The 21,237-nt window shown below is 60.2% G+C and carries 10 protein-coding genes and 2 pseudogenes; 5 read left to right on the top strand and 7 right to left on the bottom strand.

What is annotated here, in order from left to right; genetic code table 11:
- Positions 1-1,807 (bottom strand): annotated as a pseudogene (locus GSM73_RS27720) (proline dehydrogenase family protein); the annotation flags it as partial.
- A gap of 466 nt (positions 1,808-2,273) precedes the next feature.
- On the opposite strand from GSM73_RS27720, the gene putP reads away from it, so the two are divergent.
- Positions 2,274-3,758 (top strand): sodium/proline symporter PutP, encoded by a 1,485-nt coding sequence (gene putP / locus GSM73_RS21535; RefSeq protein ID WP_047225920.1) that lies wholly within the window; start codon positions 2,274-2,276, stop codon positions 3,756-3,758.
- 92 nt (positions 3,759-3,850) lie between these two features.
- Here putP and GSM73_RS21530 read toward each other — a convergent pair whose 3' ends face one another.
- Positions 3,851-4,345, bottom strand: coding sequence for a DUF2165 family protein (locus tag GSM73_RS21530; protein ID WP_076382946.1), 495 nt, complete (start codon positions 4,343-4,345; stop codon positions 3,851-3,853).
- 265 nt (positions 4,346-4,610) lie between these two features.
- Between GSM73_RS21530 and GSM73_RS21525 the strand changes: the two genes are divergently transcribed.
- The 3 genes from GSM73_RS21525 to GSM73_RS21515 all read left to right on the top strand — a co-directional run bounded on the left by GSM73_RS21525 (position 4,611) and on the right by GSM73_RS21515 (position 8,333).
- Complete coding sequence (locus tag GSM73_RS21525) at positions 4,611-6,668, top strand: type VI secretion system tip protein VgrG (protein ID WP_160893766.1); 2,058 nt, start codon at positions 4,611-4,613, stop codon at positions 6,666-6,668.
- Positions 6,665-7,399: a DUF4123 domain-containing protein gene (locus tag GSM73_RS21520; protein ID WP_160893764.1), complete on the top strand. Its 735-nt coding sequence runs from the start codon at positions 6,665-6,667 to the stop codon at positions 7,397-7,399. Before GSM73_RS21525 ends, GSM73_RS21520 begins: the two co-directional genes overlap by 4 nt.
- Positions 7,400-7,493: 94 nt before the next feature.
- Entirely contained in the window at positions 7,494-8,333 is an 840-nt protein-coding gene (locus GSM73_RS21515; RefSeq protein ID WP_076382940.1) for a 23S rRNA (adenine(2030)-N(6))-methyltransferase RlmJ, read from the top strand.
- A gap of 118 nt (positions 8,334-8,451) precedes the next feature.
- Here the strand turns inward: GSM73_RS21515 and msrA are convergent, their stop codons facing one another.
- The 5 genes and pseudogenes from msrA to aceE form a co-directional block, all read right to left on the bottom strand.
- The gene (msrA, locus tag GSM73_RS21510) at positions 8,452-9,099 is read right to left on the bottom strand and encodes a peptide-methionine (S)-S-oxide reductase MsrA (protein WP_047226186.1); all 648 of its coding nucleotides are present in this window, start codon (positions 9,097-9,099) and stop codon (positions 8,452-8,454) included.
- Positions 9,100-9,178: 79 nt separating this feature from the next.
- Positions 9,179-11,869, bottom strand: a complete 2,691-nt coding sequence (locus GSM73_RS21505) for a bifunctional diguanylate cyclase/phosphodiesterase (RefSeq protein WP_160893762.1) — start codon at positions 11,867-11,869, stop codon at positions 9,179-9,181.
- A 194-nt stretch (positions 11,870-12,063) separates the two neighbouring features.
- Complete coding sequence (locus tag GSM73_RS21500; protein ID WP_160893894.1) at positions 12,064-13,458, bottom strand: alkaline phosphatase D family protein; 1,395 nt, start codon at positions 13,456-13,458, stop codon at positions 12,064-12,066.
- 310 nt (positions 13,459-13,768) lie between these two features.
- Positions 13,769-15,040 (bottom strand): annotated as a pseudogene (gene aceF, locus GSM73_RS21495) (dihydrolipoyllysine-residue acetyltransferase); the annotation flags it as partial.
- A 23-nt stretch (positions 15,041-15,063) separates the two neighbouring features.
- A complete protein-coding gene (gene aceE, locus GSM73_RS21490) occupies positions 15,064-17,709 on the bottom strand; it encodes a pyruvate dehydrogenase (acetyl-transferring), homodimeric type (protein ID WP_047225912.1) in 2,646 nt (881 codons plus the stop codon).
- Positions 17,710-18,092: 383 nt separating this feature from the next.
- Here aceE and glnE point away from each other — a divergent pair, with 383 nt between their 5' ends.
- Positions 18,093-21,032, top strand: a complete 2,940-nt coding sequence (gene glnE, locus GSM73_RS21485; protein ID WP_160893760.1) for a bifunctional [glutamate--ammonia ligase]-adenylyl-L-tyrosine phosphorylase/[glutamate--ammonia-ligase] adenylyltransferase — start codon at positions 18,093-18,095, stop codon at positions 21,030-21,032.
- Positions 21,033-21,237 lie beyond the last annotated feature (205 nt).

Genomic DNA, 21,237 nt, shown 5'->3' with positions numbered 1-21,237 from the left:
TGCGCGGGTGCGGCAGGCCGAAGCCGCCTTCCAGGGTTGCCATCTGCTCGATGCTGGCAACCGGATCGGCCACCAGCTCCTGAATGGAGATGGACTGGTCGGCGATGCGGTTGACGAACGAGGTGTTGGCACCGTTTTCCAACAGGCGACGAACCAGATAAGCCAGCAGCGTCTCGTGGGTGCCGACCGGAGCGTACACGCGGCACGGACGGTTCAACTTGCCTTCGGAAACTTTGCCTACAACCTGTTCGTACAGCGGTTCACCCATGCCGTGCAGGCACTGGAACTCATACTGGCCCGGGTAATAGTTCTGACCGGCGATGTGGTAGATGGCCGACAGGGTATGGGCGTTGTGCGTGGCGAATTGCGGGTAGATGGCTTCCGGCACCGACAGCAGTTTGCGGGCGCAGGCGATGTAGGACACGTCGGTGTACACCTTGCGGGTGTAGACCGGATAGCCTTCCAGGCCTTCGACCTGGGCGCGCTTGATCTCGCTGTCCCAGTAGGCGCCTTTCACCAGGCGGATCATCAGGCGGTGACGGCTGCGGCGGGCCAGATCGATGACGTAGTCGATCACGTACGGGCAACGCTTCTGATAGGCCTGGATCACGAAGCCAATGCCGTTCCAGCCAGTCAGCTGTGGTTCGAAGCACAGGCGTTCCAGCAGGTCCAGGGACAGTTCGAGGCGGTCGGCTTCTTCGGCGTCGATGTTCAAGCCGATGTCGTATTGCTTGGCCAGCAGGGTCAGCGACAGCAGGCGCGGGTACAGCTCTTCCATGACGCGCTCGTACTGGGCGCGGCTGTAGCGGGGGTGCAGGGCCGAGAGCTTGATGGAAATGCCCGGACCTTCATAAATCCCGCGGCCGTGAGACGCCTTGCCGATCGAGTGGATGGCTTGTTCGTACGAGGCCAGGTACTTCTGGGCGTCATGTTCGGTGAGTGCGGCTTCACCCAGCATGTCGTAGGAATAGCGGAAACCCTTGGTCTCGAATTTGTTGGCGTTGGCCAGGGCTTCGGCGATGGTTTCACCGGTGACGAACTGCTCGCCCATCAGGCGCATGGCCATGTCGACGCCCTTGCGGATCATCGGCTCGCCACTCTTGCCAATGATGCGGCTCAGGGAGGAAGTCAGGCCCGCTTCATTATGGGTGGCGACCAGTTTGCCGGTCAGCAGCAGGCCCCAAGTGGCGGCGTTGACGAACAGCGATGGGCTGTTGCCCAGGTGCGGGTGCCAGTTGCCGGTGCTGATCTTGTCGCGGATCAGTGCATCGCGAGTACCTTTGTCCGGGATACGCAGCAGCGCCTCGGCCAGGCACATCAGCGCCACGCCTTCCTGGGACGACAGGGAAAACTCCTGCAACAGCCCCTGAACAATACCGGCACGGCCGCCGGCACTCTTCTGGTTGCGCAGTTTTTCAGCAATCGAGGAGGCCAGTTTGTTGGTGGCTTCGGCCATGTCGGCCGGCAGGCGCGCCTGCTCGATCAGCATCGGCACCACTTCCGGCTCCGGACGACGGTAAGCGGCGGTGATAGAGGCGCGCAGGACCGATTGCGGCAAAATGCTTTCGGCAAACTCCAGGAAGCACTGGTGCGCGTGGTCGACCTGGACGTCGCCGGCTTCATCGTTGTCGGCGCGGGTCGAACCGTTCAGTTCGGTCAGGGTTGCACCACCCTCGAGTTTTTCCAGGTAATTGAAAATTGCCTGCTTGATCAGCCAGTGGGGCGTGCGATCAATCGAGGTTGCGGCCGCCTTGAGGCGTTCGCGGGTTGGGTCATCGAGTTTGACCCCAAGGGTGGTGGTAGCCATATTTTTATCCTCATGTTTACCACGTATTGCGTGGCATCAGCTGGCGGCAAGATTAGCTGCGAGCTGGCCGAGGTGCAACCGGGTGCAACCTTTTTTCGTCGAAAAAATAAGCAGCTCATCAGGAAAGCAAAATTCGCGGCGTGAGCGGTGCTTCTGCTTAGTGCATTGGCTTCTAGCCAAAGGTTGATATCGCACTAAAAGGGAGCAAAAAACGGTCATTTGGCGAAAAAACCGACTGGGTGCAACTGAATCGAGCGAAACTGGTTGCACCTTATTTCATTTGTTGAATAGCATTCGTCGCCAAGGTGCAACCGGCTCGAAGCCGAGGGGCATCGGCTGATGGCTTTCCTGGGGAAACATCAGTCATAAATTCGCGGGTCCTGGAAACGTCAAGCAAGGTCTATGGTTGTCTTGTCGACGCTTCCTACTGCCACCGCTACATAAAAACAAAGCCAGGGCGTAACTCATGAGTGTTAGTAATCCCACCCTGATCACTTTCGTGATCTATATCGCTGTAATGGTCCTGATCGGCCTGATGGCTTATCGCTCCACCAATAACCTTTCCGATTACATCCTGGGCGGTCGCAGCCTGGGCAGCGTCGTGACTGCATTGTCCGCCGGTGCCTCTGACATGAGCGGCTGGCTGTTGATGGGCTTGCCCGGTGCTATCTACATGTCCGGCCTGTCGGAAGGCTGGATCGCCATCGGCCTGATCATCGGTGCCTACCTGAACTGGCTGTTCGTGGCCGGTCGCCTGCGGGTACAGACCGAGCACAACGGTGACGCGCTGACACTGCCGGATTACTTCTCCAGCCGTTTTGAAGATACCAGCGGCCTGCTGCGGATCATCTCTGCGGTGGTGATCCTGGTGTTCTTCACCATCTACTGCGCTTCCGGCATCGTGGCCGGTGCCCGTCTGTTTGAAAGCACCTTCGGCATGTCCTACGAGACAGCGCTGTGGGCCGGTGCGGCGGCAACCATTGCCTACACCTTCATTGGTGGCTTCCTGGCCGTGAGCTGGACCGACACCGTACAAGCGACCCTGATGATCTTCGCGCTGATCCTCACGCCGATCATCGTGCTGCTGGCGACCGGCGGCGTGGACACCACGTTCCTGGCCATCGAAGCGAAAGATCCTACTGCTTTCGACATGCTGAAAAACACCACGTTCATCGGCGTGATCTCGCTGATGGGCTGGGGCCTGGGCTACTTCGGCCAGCCGCACATCCTGGCGCGTTTCATGGCTGCTGACTCGGTCAAGTCCATCGCCAAGGCTCGTCGTATCTCGATGGCCTGGATGATTCTCTGCCTGGGCGGCACCGTGGCTGTCGGCTTCTTCGGTATCGCTTACTTCTCGGCGCACCCGGAAGTGGCCGGCCCCGTGACCGAGAACCCTGAGCGTGTGTTCATCGAACTGGCCAAGCTGCTGTTCAACCCATGGGTGGCCGGTGTGCTGCTGTCGGCGATCCTGGCAGCTGTCATGAGCACCCTGAGCTGTCAGTTGCTGGTGTGCTCCAGTGCCCTGACCGAAGACTTCTACAAGGCTTTCCTGCGCAAGCATGCTTCCCAGTTGGAGCTGGTCTGGGTCGGCCGCGCCATGGTGTTGCTGGTGGCAGTGGTTGCCATCTTCCTGGCTGCCAACCCGGAGAACCGTGTCCTGGGTCTGGTGAGCTATGCTTGGGCCGGTTTCGGTGCTGCCTTCGGTCCTGTTGTCCTGATCTCGGTGATCTGGAAAAACATGACCCGTAACGGCGCGCTGGCAGGCATCCTGGTGGGGGCGATCACCGTGATCGTCTGGAAACACTTCGAGCTGCTGGGCCTGTACGAAATCATCCCAGGCTTCATCTTCGCCAGCCTGGCTATCTACTTCGTCAGCAAGATGGGCTCGCCTACCGCCGGTATGCTGCAGCGCTTCGAAGCGGCTGAGAAAGATTTTCGCCTGAACCAGTAAGACCTCCAGCGAGGCCTTGACGGCTCGCGCGAAGGTTCTGAATAGAGAAACGGCCCGTCCTCCCATGGAGACGGGCCGTTTTTTTATGGGCATCAGTCCAGCTCTGTGTCGGGCTGATTGAGAAATATCAGCACGCCCAGTAGCGCCATGTAGAACCTGAAGGCTGCGTCCTGGCCATTCCAGATTTCTGATTGCCACATCAGAAACCATTCCCCGCCGACGACCATGAAGCCAAAGAACCAGACGAAGAAACCCACCGTCAAACCGATGATGGCGCAGCGTTTGGCCTGAGCGAAAACCACGCTCGGGGTTTTACGTGCCTGCCATAGTTCGAGCGCGCCATAGCCCAGCAAGCCTGCGGTGAGCGCTTCGCCAAGGATGATCAGCCAGTAGGCGCCGTGCCATGCCCAAGGCTGGTCGATGGCGCGATAGCGCGCGGCATTGTCGGGAAAGGTGGTGTCCATACTCAGCACGTGATGGACGAAATTGAAGTTGGAATGGTAGTCCGTGATGTTGTTGAACACGGTCAGCAAGGCGAAAGCGGCGAGAGCCAGGGTCATTGCGATTTTTGCGTAGCGAGTCGTCATGGGTTGCGTCCTTTGCTTTTTGCGACGAAAGGACGTTAGCACGGCCCAGTGCGGTCCTGAGGCCGTCAGGTTGTAGGAATTTGCTGATTGTTTCCTGCGGCGACTTCGGTCACCACCATGCGCGGAATGTCTGTCGGAAAACGCAGCGGGCAATGCGGCTTTAATCTCCTTGAATGTAAGGCAATTCTGTTTTTCCTGAGGTCCGATCAACTCTCCCTGGTGCTCATGCAGAATCGCCCGCTTTTATTCAGCAGAGGCACATCGGATGTTCGCGCCTGCCAACCAACCACGTTTCACCCTGGCACTCGACAGCGGGCCGAATGAACTCAAGGTGCTTGAGTTCAGGGGCAAGGAAGCCATCAGTCAACCCTATTGCTTTGATCTGGAACTGGTCAGTGAGCGGCCGGATCTGGCGCTGGAAGACCTCCTGCATCGTCAGGCCTTTCTGGCTTTTGATGATCAGGGGCGGGGCATACACGGCCAGGTTTATAGCGCGGCCCAAGGCGACTCGGGCAAGCGCTTGACCCGTTACCAGATCAGTCTGGTACCACGCCTGGCTTACCTGGACCATCGAATCAACCAGCGGATTTTCCAGCACCTGAGCGTGCCGGCAATCATTACCCTGATCCTGACGGATCACGGGATTCAGGGTGACGCGTTCCAGTTCAACCTCGGTGGGCAATACCCCGAACGCGAATACTGTGTGCAGTTTGGTGAAAGCGACCTGGCCTTCATCGGGCGGATCTGCGCCGAGGCCGGGATCCATTATCACTTCCGGCACAGCCGCGACGGCCATCTGTTGGTGTTCGGTGACGACCAGACGGTGTTTCCCCGCCTGCCCGAGGCGACGTTGTATCTGCCCGGCAGTGGCATGGCCGCCAGCGAGCCGGCGATCAAGCGCCTGGCTGTGCGTCTACAGACCCGGACCACGGCGGTGACGCTGCGTGACTACGATTTTCAAAAGCCCGGTCTGCTGTTGCAAACCAGTCTGGACAGTCAGCAGCAACCGGCTCTGGAGGCGTATCACTACCCCGGCCGGTTTTCCGATCGCGACCATGGCCGGCACCTTACCCGGCGCGCACTGGAGCGCCATGGCGCCGACCACCGTCTGGCCGAGGGGCGCAGCGACCAACGCGCACTCGTCAGTGGGCACTTCCTCCAAATCAACGGGCATCCTCGAGCGCAATGGAACGATCTCTGGCTGCTCACGCAAGTCACCCACCATGGTCGCCAGCCACAAGTGCTGGAGGAAACGGTCAGTGACAGCCCGGATGATTTCCAGGGCTACAGCAATACGTTCCTCGCCACCCCGTGGGATGTTTTCTTTCGTCCGCCCCTGTCCCACGAAAAGCCAGCCGCCCACGGTTATCAGTCGGCGGTGGTGACGGGACCGGTGGACAGCGAGATCCATTGCGACGAATACGGACGGGTCAAGGTGCAACTGATCTGGGATCGCCACGGTCAGCGCGACGAGCACTCCAGTTGCTGGCTACGGGTGGCCACGGGTTGGGCCCATGATCGCTATGGCAGCGTGATGATTCCCCGGGTCGGCATGGAGGTGCTGGTGGGTTTCATCGACGGTGATGTGGACAAGCCATTGGTCGTGGGCTGCCTGCCGAACGGCGCGACCCCGGTGCCCCTGGACCTGCCGGCCGATAAAACCCGCAGCATATTGCGCAGCCAGAGCAGCCCTGGCGGGGGCGGTTATAACGAATTGCGCATCGAGGATCGCCAGGGCGCCGAGGAGATTTACCTGCGGGCTCAACGCAACTGGACCCAGCATGTGCTGCATGATCAGCGGGTTCAGGTTGATCACGAACGCAGCATCGTCGTCACCGGCACCGCGCGGCATGAGCTCAAGGCCGATGAGTTGCGCATCACCCATGGTCAGCGCCAGGTTGAGGTCAGGCAGGATGATCATCTGGTGGTGTCCGGCGAGCGGCATATTCGGGTAACCAGTCAGGCCCTCAATGCCACCCAGCAATTTCACGTCAGCGCCGGGCAGCAAGTGGTGCTGGATGGCGGCGTCAGCGCGACCATTCAGGCCGGTGGGCATTGGATCAACATCGGGGCTGGGGGAATCTTCAGCAGCGTGCCGATCCAGGTGGGTGGGGCACCGATGACGGCCAGGAGTGCCGCGCCAGGTTTACCCGGCTGTCCCGAAACACTTGTCGCGGCCGCAGCCGCGCAACTTTCCCTCGCGCAAGTTTTCAGCCTGCAGGGCCAGGCGCCATTCTGTGAGGAGTGTGAGCGTTGCAAAGAAGGCGTCTGCGAACCATTGCCGGTGATGCCCAGGCGGGCTGGTGTCCAGGAGCGTCCATGAGTACCGGTCAATCTCCCCGCGCCTGGCTTGAGCAACACCCCTTGCAGGCATCCGAGCAGCTCTACGCCATTTTCAGCAGCTCCAGCACCGCCGGGCCGCTGATGACCTGGAGGCGTTCGATGACGGTGGCGCCCAGCCCGATCTGGGCCGATACGCCTTACGCCGACTGGGAAACGGTCATGCCCTATGTCGGAGCTGTCGCCCCGGACAGCGAGTTTCTTGACTGGGTCGCGACGACCGACTCGCTTGATTGGGGCTGGCTGGCGGTGACCGCTTGCAGCCAGCAAAGCCTTGCCGAACATCTGCGTGGGCTCACCCAGGTTCTGCTGCCCGGTGGCAAGTCGGTTTTTTTCCGCTTTTGGGATGGGCGTTTTATCCAGCCGATCCTGCGATCGGATGCGGTGGAGGTCAGCCAGCTGTTGCCCGCCATCAGCCGTTGCCTGATCAACGGTCGGTCTTTCGAGATCCCGGGAAATGCCCTGCGCCCGGCCCGGGCGTTCCCCTGGTGGGAAGTGCCTGCGCTGTTGTTGCAGGAACTGGCCGGGGATACGACGGACTGCCTGCTCAATAACCTGCTCAAGTGGTTGAGCGAAGAGCATCCGTATCTGTTCGAACAGGCCGACGAGAGCATCCTGCGCTGCAAGATCAGGCATTTTCTTGGGGCGCCAGGGATGGTCCATGGGCCAAAAGCCCCCCTGCAAGAATACTTGATGCAGGAATTGGGCAGATGACCACCGGGTGTGGTCACGGCCCGTCCGCTCGGCTGCGACCCCCTGACGTTGGGCGCGCTTCAAGGTAAACTCCTCGGCCTTCGCAGGAGCCGCCATGAATTATCGCCACGCCTTCCACGCCGGCAATCACGCCGATGTGTTCAAACACCTGACCTTGACCCGTCTCATCGCTTTGATGTCGCGCAAGGAGCAGCCCTTCGCCTATCTCGATACCCATGCGGGCATCGGGCTGTACGACTTGCAGGGCGACCAGGCCAATCGTACCGGCGAATACCTTGAAGGCATAGCGCGGTTGTGGGGCCAGGAGGATCTGCCCGCGCTGACCGCCGACTACATGAAAGTGCTGCACGAAATGAACCCGGACGGGCAGTTGCGTTACTACCCGGGGTCACCGGAACTGGCGCGGCGCCTGACCCGTCCACAGGATCGGGTACTTCTGAACGAAAAACATCCAGAAGACGGTGTGCTGCTCAAGGACAACATGAAAGGCGATCGTCGCGTGGCGGTGCACCTGGGCGAAGGCTGGCATGTGCCCCGGGCGCTGCTGCCGGTGGCGGAAAAGCGCGGCCTGATGTTGATCGATCCGCCCTTTGAGCAGCTTGATGAGATGCAACGCTGCGCCGCGTCACTCAAGGAGGCCATCGGCCGGATGCGCCAGACAGTGGCAGCAATCTGGTACCCGGTGAAAGACCAGCGGATGTTGCGCCGTTTCTACCAGGACCTGGCCGGCACCGGTGCGCCGAAATTGTTGCGAGTGGAATTGCTGGTGCATCCGCTGGCCACGCCCAATAGCCTGAACGGCTCCGGCTTGGCGATTGCCAATCCGCCATGGGGGCTGGAGGAGGAATTGCGCGAGCTGCTGCCTTGGTTGTCGAAGAAGCTTGGGCAGACCCAGGGCGGCTGGCAGATGGATTGGTTGATCGCTGAAAGCTGATCAGATGCATTGATACCGTCTGATAGGGCGCCTTCGCGAGCAAGCCCGCTCCCACAGGGTTCTGAGTCTGACCAATGTGGGCGCGGGCTTGCTCGCGAAGCTTTTCAGCGGCAAAAAGTCAGATCGGGCAAGTCACGCCCGTACCGCCAATTCCGCAATAACCTTCAGGGTTCTTCGCCAGGTATTGCTGGTGATAAGCCTCGGCGAAGAAGAACGTCGGGGCTTCTTCGATTTCGGTGGTAATGACGCCTTTACCGGCCTTGGTCAATTCAGCCTGAAATACTTGCGCGCTGTGCTTGGCGGCAGCCAGTTGGGTTGGGTTGGTGGCATAGATCACCGAGCGGTACTGGGTGCCGATGTCATTGCCCTGGCGCATGCCCTGGGTCGGATTGTGCAGCTCCCAGAACATCTTCAGAAGCTGCTCGTAGCTGACTTTTTCTGGCTCGTAGACCACCAGGACCACTTCGCTGTGGCCGGTAAGGCCCGAGCAGACTTCTTCGTACGTCGGGTTCGGCGTAAAACCACCGGCGTAACCCACCGCTGTACTGACCACGCCTTCGCGCTGCCAGAACTTGCGTTCCGCGCCCCAGAAACAGCCCAGGCCGAAGATCGCGAAATCCACGTCCATGGCAAACGGACCCAGCAGCGGCGCATCGTGGACGAAGTGTTTTTCCGGCACGGTCATTGGGGTTTCGCGGCCAGGCAGAGCTTGTTCTTGAGTAGGGAGCACGTTTTTGTTCACCAGGATTTCCGAGCGCAAGACCATCATCAGTCCTCTCAGTCAGATTGAGTTGAGCGAATGTAAGCAATGAGACCGTCAGTGTGCCCGAGTGTTACACCGCTTGTCAGGCAATTGGGCCGCGCGGATAACGCTTGAGCTTCTCGATCAGCTCCGCGCCGGGGATCGGTCGGTCGAACAGGTAGCCCTGGCCGACGTCGCAGCGGTGGCGCCGCAGGAACGCCAGTTGCTGTGCGGTTTCGATACCTTCGGCCACCACCTTGAGTTTCAGGTTGTGGGCCATGGCGATCACCGCGGAAGTGATTTCCATGTCGTCCTGGTTGTCCGGGATCTCGTGGATGAAGCTGCGATCGATCTTGATGATGTCGATCGGGAATTTTTTCAGGTAACTCAGGGATGAGTAACCGGTGCCGAAGTCGTCCATGGCCAGGGTCAGGCCCAGGCGCTTGAGTTGGTCGAGCTGCAGGTGGGTGTCTTCGGTGGCCTCCAGCAGCAGGCCTTCGGTCAGTTCCAGTTCCAGCAGGCGGGCCGGCAGTTGTTCTTCCTTGAGGATGCTGGCGATCGAGGCGACCAGGTCCGGGTCGGAGAACTGCTTGGGCGAGAGGTTGATCGCCACTTGCAGGTTGCCCAGGCCGGCGGCGGTCAATTGCTTGCTCATGCGGCATGCCTGACGGGCGATCCATTTGCCGATGGGGATGATCAGGCCGGTTTCTTCGGCCACGCTGATGAACTGATCCGGGCGAATCATGCCCTTCTCGGGATGGTTCCAGCGCAGCAGCGCCTCCATGCCCAGCAAGCGACCGCTGCGCAGGCACAGTTTTGGCTGGTAGAACACGTCCAGCTCGTTCTGGGTCAAGGCGCGGCGCAGGTTGTTTTCCACGAACAGCTTGTAGCTGGCCTCGGCGTTCAGCGCCTCGGTGAATACCTGGACCTGATGCTTGCCGTTGGCTTTGGCCTTGTGCAGGGCGAGTCCGGCGTTGCGCATCAGGGTCTGGGGGTCGCGGCCGTGCAGTGGCGCGCAGGCCAGGCCCACGGAGCCGGTCACGCTGATCAGCTGGTTATCGACGAACATCGGCTTGTCGAGCGTCATCAGCAACTGGCTGGCGATCTGCTGCCCGGCCTCCAGGTCGGTGTCGTCCAGCAGTACGGCGAATTCATTACTGGCGAACCGTGCCAGGCTGCCGCTGGGGCTCAGGCTGTTGCGCAGGCGGCGGGCCAGGCTGATCAGCAGCTTGTCGCCGGTCTGATGGCCGAGGCTGTCATTGATGCGCTTGAAGTTGTCGATGTCCACCAGCAACAGGCTGATGGGCGAATCGCTGTCCCGGGCAAAGCGCTCATCGAGGTTGCGGATGAACGCCGGGCGGTTGCCCAGGTTGGTCAGGTTGTCGGTGTAGGCCAGGCGCTCGATGCGCTGCTGGGCCAGTTTGGTCTGGGTGATGTCTTCGTAAATGCCGATGTAGTGGGTCAGTTCACGGTTATCGCCATAGACCTTGGAAATCGACAATTGGCCCCAGTAGGGTTCCAGATTCTTGCGTCGGCTCTTGAATTCACCTTGCCAGCTATTGCTCTGGGCGAGGGCCGACGGTGCATCGAACAGCAGCTCGCTGAGGTTTTCCAGGGCCGGTAGTTCCGACAGGCGCTGGCCGTGGACTTCCTCCGTGGAATATTGGGTGATGGCGGTGAAGCTGGGGTTGACGTATTCCACCACGCCGTCGCAATTGACCAGCAGGAACGCGTTGGCGCTCTGCTCCACGGCGCGCTGGAACAAGTGCAGGGCGTTGGTGGCGGTCCGGCGGTTGTGGTTGTTGATGACCTGGGCGAACTGGTCAGCCAGTTCACCGGCAAAGGCGATCTCGTCGGACTGCCAGGCGCGGGTGACGCCTATCTGCTCCAGGCACAGTACGCCCACCACCTGGCCGTCGATACGAACGCTGGCGTCGAGCATGGCGTTGACTTCACGGGTGCGCAGGCTTGCGGCCATTTCCCGGGTACGCGGGTCGCGCATCGCATTGTGCGCGTCGATGGCGCGGCAGGTCTGCAGCGCCTCCATGTAGTCAGGAAACTCGTTGGCGTTGATCACGTCCGGCAGAAAGTAGTCTTGGGAGGCGCGGTTATAAGCCGAAATTGGCACCAACTGGCCATCTTCCAGGTTCCAGATGCTGGCGCAATCAATCTGGTAGATGTCGCAGGCGCTGCGGGTGATGAGCTCGGCGGCTTCCTGCAGGGAATTGTTGGCGCTGTAGCGCTGGCGGGTCAGCAGGATCAGGTCCTGCTGGGCGCGCACCCGGTCCAGGTGTTGCAGCTGCTCCTGCTGGGCGCGCTGGTTCAGTTCCAGGGCAATTTGCAGGCGCGAGTTTTGAGTTTCCAGGTCCAGGGCCGGCATCGACGGCTCGCTTGCCAGCAAATCGTCCACGGCCAGCAGGTAGCCGCGTAGTAGATGGCGATTGTGCTGTTTATAGGGCTCGCCCATTTCCAGCATATTCATGGCGCCCTTGGCGGTGTGGAGCGTGTAGCGGATCAGGTAATGCGGGGCCTGGGCCAACTGCTGCTGGATCGCATCGTGGAGTTGATAGCGCGCTTCGGGCTCCATCAGGCTGGCGTAGGGCGAACTGACCAGCGAGCAAAGCTCAACGGCCGGCAGACCGAAGTAACGCTCGCAGTTGGGGTCGAGGAACAGCAGCGCCCAGCTTGCTTCATTCAGCCGTTCGAAACGCAGCATGCCGAGCCGCGAGGGCACCGGTAACTGCGTCACTACCTCGGCCGCCATACGGCTGGCGGCATCGGGTTGGCTTTTCATGGGGAAACTCGCTTCGAAAATGCTGATCGCGCCGGGCTGACGCCCTCGTTATTACGGACTGCCGCAAGGTTGCATCATTGCGGCACTGGCTGACAAGAGAGATGAAGGCCAAGTGCTATAAACCTTTTATCGGCCGACGAAGGGATTTCTCCAGTCGCCCGCCGATCAGACGGCATGGGTGGTTATACCACCCGTCAGCGCAGCGGGATATCTACTGTATGTAATGGGCTGCCATCACGGTCGTGAAACGTGACCTGAACGCTCTGCGCCGTGACTTTCAGGTGGGCGAAGTTGTCCTGGCTGATGACCTTGCCGCTCAACCCATAGCGATAGTCCCCGCTGGGCGTCCGAGCCATGGCATCACCAAAAATAAAACTCGCGGCGCTGGCATAAGGAAGCAGTTTGCTGTTGCAAAACGGCGAGGAAACGATGGTATGTACCTCGAAGTCAGGGTCCTGGCTGTGACTCAGGCGACTGGTGAGAGAGCCATGGACGTCGCCGGACACGAAAATAACGTTCTTGATCCGATGGCGGCGAACGGTTTCCAGCAGGCGCAGACGCTGTTCCGGGAAGGCCTGCCAGGCGTCCGAGGTATTGAGCTTGCGGTCCGGGTAGAACATCACGCCGGTCACGATGAACTTGACCCGCGCCGGACTGTTGACCAGCCATTTGATCAGCGATCGTTCCTGCGCTTGATCCAGGATACGTCGATCATCCGCCGACAGATTGCGCTGGGTCCGACTGTCGGTGACGAACCATTCGATATCGCCGTGAGCGAACTGATACCAACATTGTCTCAATGGTTTGCTTAATGTTCCGTCACTTAACAGTTCATGTGCCGGACTATGGCTGGCTTGATAAAGCGCATAGGCATCCAGGGCATTGGCATAAAAGTTTTCGTCGCCTTTTTTCTTGCTGGCAGGCCAATTATCTTTGATTTCATGATCGTCGAGAATCATGTAGCTCGGTGTTCCCGCCATCAACTTTCTAATATGCGGCTGGGAAAAGGCGGTGCGGTATTTGAAAAGAATATCCTTTGGGTTCCGGTCCGGGGCGACAATATTCAAATCGTCTAGATAAACCTGGTCGCCGGTCATCACTACAGCACTGATCGGCGGGTCGGCCTGGGCCACGATGCGGTTGATGCCAGCGAAAGTCCGGTCGCCCAGTTCAGGTCTGGAGGGGACGCCGGCCGTCACCCGCAGGTAGCGGCAGGAACCCACGATATAGCTGCGCGGTGCACTGATTTTGCTGGACGGCGTGCGCATCTGGTAAATATCCCGAGGCCATTGCAGCGGCAGTTCCTGGACGGTTTCGATTGTATGAGTAGGGCTCAGGCGGCTGAACCAGCCGGCTTGGTATTCATAGGCGGTATCGGCTTGAAGGTTCTTCAATACGATGACATCGGACATGTCGCGGTAAGCATGCAACTGAACAAAGTGTCCTTTCGACCAGATTGAATCTCCCTGGCGCCGGTAACGGATGGCGGCAAATACCAGGCTGTTCTTATCGTTATCCCCTCGCAGGAATATCCGCGTGTGATGAGGTGTCGTGTGGCCGACAATAGGGCCAACAGTGGGTTTGAACATCATTCGAGTCCATTCGAAGTTAAAGTTTTTTTAGGTAAGTAGTTAATGGCTTCCCTGAACTCATCCTAAAGCGATGCATGGGATAAATATTGATAGGAGAGGGGGCGTGTGTTGTGGGAAACGTCCAATAGATGACGTAGTCATCTAGGTGAAGTGCAGTAGGAAAGTTGGGCCCTGGAACGGGCTGCTCTGCAAGTTCGACTTTATTTCAGGCAAAAAAAGCCCCGCCAAACGGGCGGGGTTGAGGTACGAGCGTGGCGCTCGGAAAACAGCGGTCCGAAGGGCCCTCCGTGAGGAGGGCCGCCCGGTGTTACAGCAAGATGGTACGGATGTCGCCCAGCAGGTCGCTCAGACGCTTGGTGAAGCGTGCAGCGGCGGCGCCGTTGATCACACGGTGATCGTAGGACAGCGACAGTGGCAGCATCAGCTTCGGCTGGAAGGCTTTACCGTCCCAGACGGGCTGGATGGTGGCTTTGGAGACTCCCAGGATCGCCACTTCCGGCGCGTTGACGATCGGCGTGAAGCCGGTACCGCCAATGTGGCCGAGGCTGGAAATGGTGAAGCAGGCACCCTGCATGTCGTCGGCGGTGAGCTTTTTGCTCCGGGCTTTTTCGGCCAGGGCAGCGGCTTCGCCAGCCAGTTGCAGCAGGCTCTTCTGGTCGACGTTGCGGATGACCGGTACCAGCAGGCCTTCCGGGGTGTCGACGGCAAACCCGATGTGCACGTATTTCTTGCGAATGACAGCCTTGCCGCTTGGGGCCAGCGAGCTGTTGAAGTCCGGCAATTCCTTGAGCAGGTGCGCACAGGCCTTGAGCAGCAGGGGCAGCACGGTCAGCTTGACGCCAGCCTTCTCGGCCACGGCTTTTTGCGCGACGCGGAAAGCTTCCAGTTCGGTGATGTCGGCCTGGTCGAACTGAGTCACGTGTGGAATGTTCAGCCAGCTGCGATGCAGACTCGACGCGCCGATTTGCATCAGGCGAGTCATTGCCACTTCTTCGGTTTCGCCGAAGCGGCTGAAATCCACTGCCGGGATCGGCGGGATGCCCGCACCACCGGTAGCGCCTTCGGCCGGAGCGTTCTTGGCCTTCTGCATCATGGCCTTGACGTAAGTCTGCACGTCTTCTTTCAGCACGCGGCCATGTGGGCCGCTTGGGCTGACGGCGGACAGCTCGACACCAAATTCACGGGCCAGCTGACGCACCGCAGGGCCGGCATGCACCTTGGCACCGCTGGGTGCAGGTGTGGCGGCAGGAGCAGGAGCTGTCTCGGCCTTGGCGGCAGGCGCGGCAGCCGGAGCTGGAGCGGCTTCGGCCTTGGCGGCAGGCGCAGCAGCCTGGGCTGGGGCAGCAGGTGCCGCAGCACCGGCCACTTTCAGCTTCAGGATCAGGTCGCCGGTGCCCACTTCGTCTTCCAGCTTGATCTCGACGCTTTCCACCACGCCGGCGGCCGGCGACGGGATTTCCATGCTGGCATTGTCAGATTCAAGAGTCAGGATGCTCTGCTCGGCTTCGATACGGTCGCCGACCTTCACAAACAGTTCAATTACTTCACCTTCACCGCTGCCGATGTCAGGTACGCGAATGAGTTCGCTCACGGAAATTCTCCTCAGCAGTCCAGTGGGTTGCGTTTTTCCGGATCGATGCCGAACTTGACGATGGCCTCGGCCACCACCTTGGGTTCGATATCGCCACGGTCAGCCAGGGCTTCCAGGGCTGCCAACACAACGAACTTACGGTCGACTTCGAAGAAGTGACGCAGCTTCTTGCGGCTGTCGCTACGGCCGAAACCGTCGGTGCCCAGCACCTTGAATTCCTTGGAAGGAACCCACTGACGGATCTGCTCGGCGAACAGTTTCATGTAGTCGGTAGAGGCGATGACCGGACCTTTGCGGCCGTTCAGGCATTCTTCGACGTAGCTCAGTTTCGGCTTCTGGCCCGGGTGCAGACGGTTGCTGCGCTCCACGGCCAGGCCATCGCGACGCAGTTCGTTGAAGCTGGTAACGCTCCATACGTCAGCGCCGACGTTGAACTCTTCACGCAGGATCTTCGCTGCTTCACGCACTTCGCGCAGGATGGTGCCGGAGCCCATCAGCTGGACGTGGTGCGCCGCTTCGCGGGTGTCTTCTTCGAGCAGGTACATGCCCTTGATGATGCCTTCCTCCACGCCGGCCGGCATGGCTGGCTGCTGGTAGGATTCGTTCATCACGGTGATGTAGTAGAAGACGTCCTGTTGCTCTTCGGTCATCTTCTTCATGCCGTCCTGGATGATCACCGCCAGCTCGTAGCCGTAGGTTGGATCAAAGGTGCGGCAGTTCGGGATGGTGGCAGCCAGGATGTGGCTGTGACCGTCTTCGTGTTGCAGGCCTTCGCCGTTGAGCGTGGTCCGGCCGGCGGTACCGCCGATCAGGAAGCCACGGGTCCGGCTGTCGCCAGCGGCCCAGGCCAGGTCGCCGATACGCTGGAAACCGAACATCGAATAGAAGATGTAGAACGGCAGCATCGGCTGGTTGTGGCTGGAGTACGAAGTACCGGCAGCGATGAAGGAGCTCATGGCGCCTGCTTCGTTGATGCCTTCTTCGAGGATCTGGCCCTTCTTGTCTTCCTTGTAGAACATCACCTGGTCTTTATCGACTGGCTCGTAGAGCTGGCCGACGGAGGAGTAGATGCCCAACTGACGGAACATGCCTTCCATACCGAAGGTACGGGCTTCGTCCGGGATGATTGGAACGATGCGCGGGCCGATTTCCTTGTCCTTGACCAATTGCGCGAGGATCCGCACGAAGGCCATGGTGGTGGAAATCTCACGGTCGCCCGAGCCGTCAAGGATGGCCTTGAGGGTATCGAGCGATGGGGTCGGCACGCTGAAGCTCTGGGCGCGGCGCTGGGGCACGAAACCACCCAGTGCGGTGCGACGCTCGCTCAGGTAGCGGGCTTCGGCGCTGTTGGGCTCCGGCTTGAAGAACGGCAGGTTTTCCAGTTCCTCGTCCTTGACCGGGATGTCGAAGCGGTCGCGGAACAACTTCAGGCTGTCGACGTCGACTTTCTTGGTGTTGTGCGCAGTGTTTTTCGCTTCGCCGGCACCGGTGCCATAACCCTTGATGGTCTTGGCCAGGATGACGGTCGGTTGTTCCTTGTGGTTGACCGCTTCGTGGTACGCCGCGTAGACCTTGTACGGGTCGTGGCCGCCACGGTTGAGCTTCCAGATCTCGTCGTCGGACAGATCGGCAACCATTGCCTTGAGTTCAGGCGTGTTGAAGAAGTGCTCACGGACGAACGCGCCGTCCTTGGCCTTGTAGTTCTGGTATTCGCCGTCGATGACTTCGTCCATGCGGCGCTGCAGGATGCCGTCGACGTCCTTGGCCAGCAGTGGGTCCCAGAAACGGCCCCAGATGACTTTGGTCACATTCCACTGGGCGCCACGGAACACGCCTTCGAGTTCCTGGATGATCTTGCCGTTGCCGCGAACGGGGCCGTCGAGGCGCTGCAGGTTGCAGTTGATGACGAAGATCAGGTTGTCCAGCTTCTCGCGGCCAGCCAGGGAGATCGCGCCCAGGGATTCCGGCTCGTCGCACTCGCCGTCGCCCAGGAAGCACCAGACTTTCTGCTTGCCTTCGGGAATGAAGCCACGGGCTTCCAGGTACTTCATGAAACGCGCCTGGTAGATGGCCTGGATCGGGCCCAGACCCATGGATACCGTCGGGAACTGCCAGAAATCAGGCATCAGCCAAGGGTGCGGGTAGGACGACAGGCCCTGACCATCCACTTCCTGGCGGAAGTTGTTCATCTGCTCTTCGCTGATGCGGCCTTCCATGAATGCACGGGCGTAAACGCCTGGCGAGGTGTGGCCCTGGAAGTAGATCAGGTCGCCGCCGTGTTCGTCGGTCGGGGCCTGGAAGAAATAGTTGAAGCCGATGTCGTACAAGGTTGCGCTGGAGGCGAAGCTGGAGATGTGACCGCCCAGGTCAGAATCTTTCAGGTTCGTACGCATCACCATGGCCATCGCGTTCCAGCGTACCAGCGAGCGAATGCGGCGTTCCATGAACAGGTCGCCGGGCATGCGTGCTTCGTGGGTAACGGGGATTGTGTTGCGGTATGGCGTGGTGATGGCGTAAGGCAATTGCGAACCGCTGCGGGTTGCGAGTTCGCCCATACGGGTCATCAGATAGTGAGCACGGTCTTCGCCTTCTTTGTCGAGAACCGATTCCAGGGCGTCCAGCCATTCCTGGGTTTCGACGGGATCGAGGTCTTGCATGGCTTGCTCCAGGGCGGAAAGGCTACCAGAATCGGTTGCCTGAGTTTGCGACTGGCCTTGTGGGCAGACGGTATAAATTCTTGGATTGCCGAAGGTTGTTTCGGCGGCGTGTAGTTTTACTACAAATCGTCGGCCGTTTCAGCCTTTCGAATGTATAGACGAGTAGTAAAACTACACATGAGCGGCTTATGGCCCCTCGTTTCGTTGTGAGAATAATCGTTACTGTTGGTCGTTAGCCAACTCGTACAGGTAAAAACTTGATGTCGGCTGCCAATAAAATCAGATTTTCAGCTATTTATCATCTTTGTTCGACAGTCGATCAGGTAGTGGCAGTTGAAAAAACACTACATCCAGCCTTTCCCCGCGCCGATCAAGGATAGACCATGAGCCTGCCCCCGCTTACCGAAGTTCCGGCAATTCTCCAGTCATTGGTCAGTCGTGCCGAGCAGTCGTTCCGTGCGGCGGTCGCTTCCCTGGACGACGACCACGGGCTGTCCACCTGGGCGCCCGAACGCTGGAGCGAGTTCAACCGTGTCGCCGCCGCCAGCGATTTTTTTATCGAGCAGAGTGTTCGTGACCCCTCTATGTTGCTGGAACTGGTGCGCAGCGGCGAACTGGACCGCCACCTGGCTCCCGGCGAAATGTGCGCTCAGATTGGCGCAGCCGTCCAGGCCGCCGAGACTGAAGACGAACTGGGTCGCATCCTGCGTCGCCAGCGCAGCCGCCAACAGGTGCGGATCATCTGGCGCGACCTGACCCGCCAGGCCGACCTGGTCCAGACCTGTCGCGATCTCTCCGACATGGCCGATACCTGCATCGACCAGGCCTATCAATGGCTGTACCAGCGCCATAGTCAGCAATTCGGTACGCCTACCGGGCGGCGCAGCGGTGAACCGCAGCACATGGTTATCCTGGGCATGGGCAAGCTTGGTGCGGTGGAGCTGAACCTGTCGTCGGACATCGATCTGATTTTCGCCTACCCCGAGGGCGGCGAGACCGTTGGCGCCAAGCGGGCACTGGATAACCAGGAGTTTTTCATTCGTGTGGGGCAGCGCCTGATCAAGGCCCTGGACCCGATGACCGTCGACGGCTTCGTATTTCGCGTCGACATGCGCCTGCGCCCCTATGGTTCGGCCGGAGCGCTGGTGCTGAGTTTCAACGCGCTGGAGCAGTATTACCAGGATCAGGGCCGTGACTGGGAACGCTACGCGATGATCAAGGCGCGGGTGGTGGCGGGAGACCAGGTGGCCGGCGCGCAACTGCTCGACATGCTGCGTCCGTTCGTTTATCGCCGTTACCTGGATTTTTCCGCCATCGAAGCGCTGCGCACCATGAAGCAGTTGATCCAGCAGGAAGTGCGGCGCAAGGGCATGGCCGACAACATCAAGCTGGGTTCGGGCGGCATCCGTGAGGTGGAGTTCATTGCCCAGGCGTTCCAGTTGATCCATGGCGGTCGTGACTTGAGTTTGCAGCAGCGCCCGCTGTTGAAAGTGCTGGCGACCCTGGAAGGCCAGGGCTATCTGCCGGCCAAGGTGGTCGATGAGCTGCGCCAGGGTTATGAATTCTTGCGTTACACCGAGCACGCGATCCAGGCCATCGCCGACCGCCAGACCCAGATGCTGCCGGACACCCCGCAGGATCAGGCGCGCATTGCGTTCATGCTGGGTTTTGCCGACTGGGCGGCCTTCCATGAGCAATTGATGTACTGGCGCGGTCGCGTAGCCTGGCACTTCGGCCAGGTCATCGCCGACCCGGATGAAGAGCAGGACGACGAAAGCGAAGTGACGGTGGGCGGCGAATGGTTGCCGCTGTGGGAAGACAGCCAGGATGAAGGGGTGGCGTGTCGTCAACTGGAGGAGGGCGGCTTCGCCGACGCACCCAAGGCGCTCAAAGCCCTGGCCGCCCTGCGCGGCAGTGCGCAATTGCGCGCCATGCAGCGTCTGGGGCGCGAGCGTCTGGATGCATTCATTCCGCGCCTGTTGGCCCAGGCGGTGGAGCATGCCAATCCGGACCTGGTGCTTGAGCGCGTATTGCCGCTGGTGGAAGCCGTGGCGCGCCGATCGGCCTATCTGGTGCTGCTGACGGAAAATCCCGGTGCCCTGCGACGCCTGCTGACACTGTGCGCGGCGAGCCCGTGGATTGCCGAGCAGATCACCCGCTTCCCCCTGTTGCTCGATGAATTGCTCAACGAGGGGCGACTTTTCAAGCCGCCCCTGGCGCCGGAACTGGCGGCGGAGTTGCGTGAACGCCTGACACGCATCCCCGAGGATGATCTTGAGCAGCAGATGGAGGCCCTACGGCATTTCAAGCTTGCGCACCGTTTGCGGGTGGCCGCCTCGGAAATCGCCCGCAGCCTGCCGTTGATGAAAGTCAGCGATTACCTGACCTGGCTGGCCGAAGCAATTCTTGAACAAGTGCTGGCCCTGGCCTGGCGCCAGACCGTGGCCAAGTATGGCGTGCCGCTGCGCACTGACGGCAGCCTGTGCGATCCGGGCTTCATCATTGTCGGTTATGGGAAAGTCGGCGGTCTGGAATTGGGGCATGGTTCCGACCTGGATCTGGTGTTCATCCACGATGGCGATCCGCAGGCGGAAACCGATGGCCCGAAACCCATCGACGGCGCGCAGTTTTTCACCCGGCTCGGCCAGCGAATCATCCATTTGCTGACGGCCCAGACCAACTCTGGACAGCTCTACGAAGTGGACATGCGCTTGCGGCCGTCCGGGGCGTCGGGGTTGCTAGTCAGCTCCCTCGGGGCTTTTGCACGCTATCAGGAGAACGAGGCCTGGACTTGGGAGCATCAGGCTTTGGTGCGGGCTCGGGTGCTGGTGGGCAGTCAGGACGTGGGTCAGGCGTTCGAGAAGGTTCGTGCCCAGGTGCTGGGGCGCAAGCGTGATTTGTCGACGCTGCGCCAGGAAGTCAGCGAGATGCGCGCCAAGATGCGCGATAACCTCGGCAGCAAGGTCACCGCTGCCGGAACCGCAGCGAATGCCTTCGAAGCCACCGCGCCGTTCGACCTCAAGCAGGATGCCGGAGGTATCGTCGACATTGAATTTATGGTGCAATACGCGGCCCTGGCGTGGTCCGAGGAGCACCCGTCGCTGCTGCGCTACACCGATAACATCCGCATTCTGGAAGGGTTGCAGGACGTCGGGCTGATGCCGGTCGAAGACGCTACCCTGCTGCGCGAGGCCTACAAAGCCTACCGCTCAGCCGCCCACCGCCAGGCTCTACAGAAAGACGCCGGGGTGATTACAGGCGACCAGTTTGTGGATGAGCGCAGGCAGGTGCTGCGAATCTGGCGAGAACTGGGGCTGAGCTGAAGATTTAAATGTGGGAGCGGGCTTGCTCGCGAAGGCGGAGTGTCAGGCGACATTGATGTTGGATGTGCCGGCCCCATCGCGAGCAGGCTCGCTCTCACAATGGATTTGTGGTGCTGCACCATACTTGAAGTAGATGAATTTCCCTGTGGGAGCGAGCCTGCTCGCGATAGCGGAGTGTCAGGCGACATTGATATTGGATGTGAGA

It is taken from the genome of Pseudomonas sp. PICF6, from assembly GCF_009831705.1.
Lineage (GTDB): Bacteria > Pseudomonadota > Gammaproteobacteria > Pseudomonadales > Pseudomonadaceae > Aquipseudomonas > Aquipseudomonas rhizophila.
Note: the sequence above shows the minus strand (reverse complement) of the source record. Positions and strands in the feature narration are given on the sequence as shown.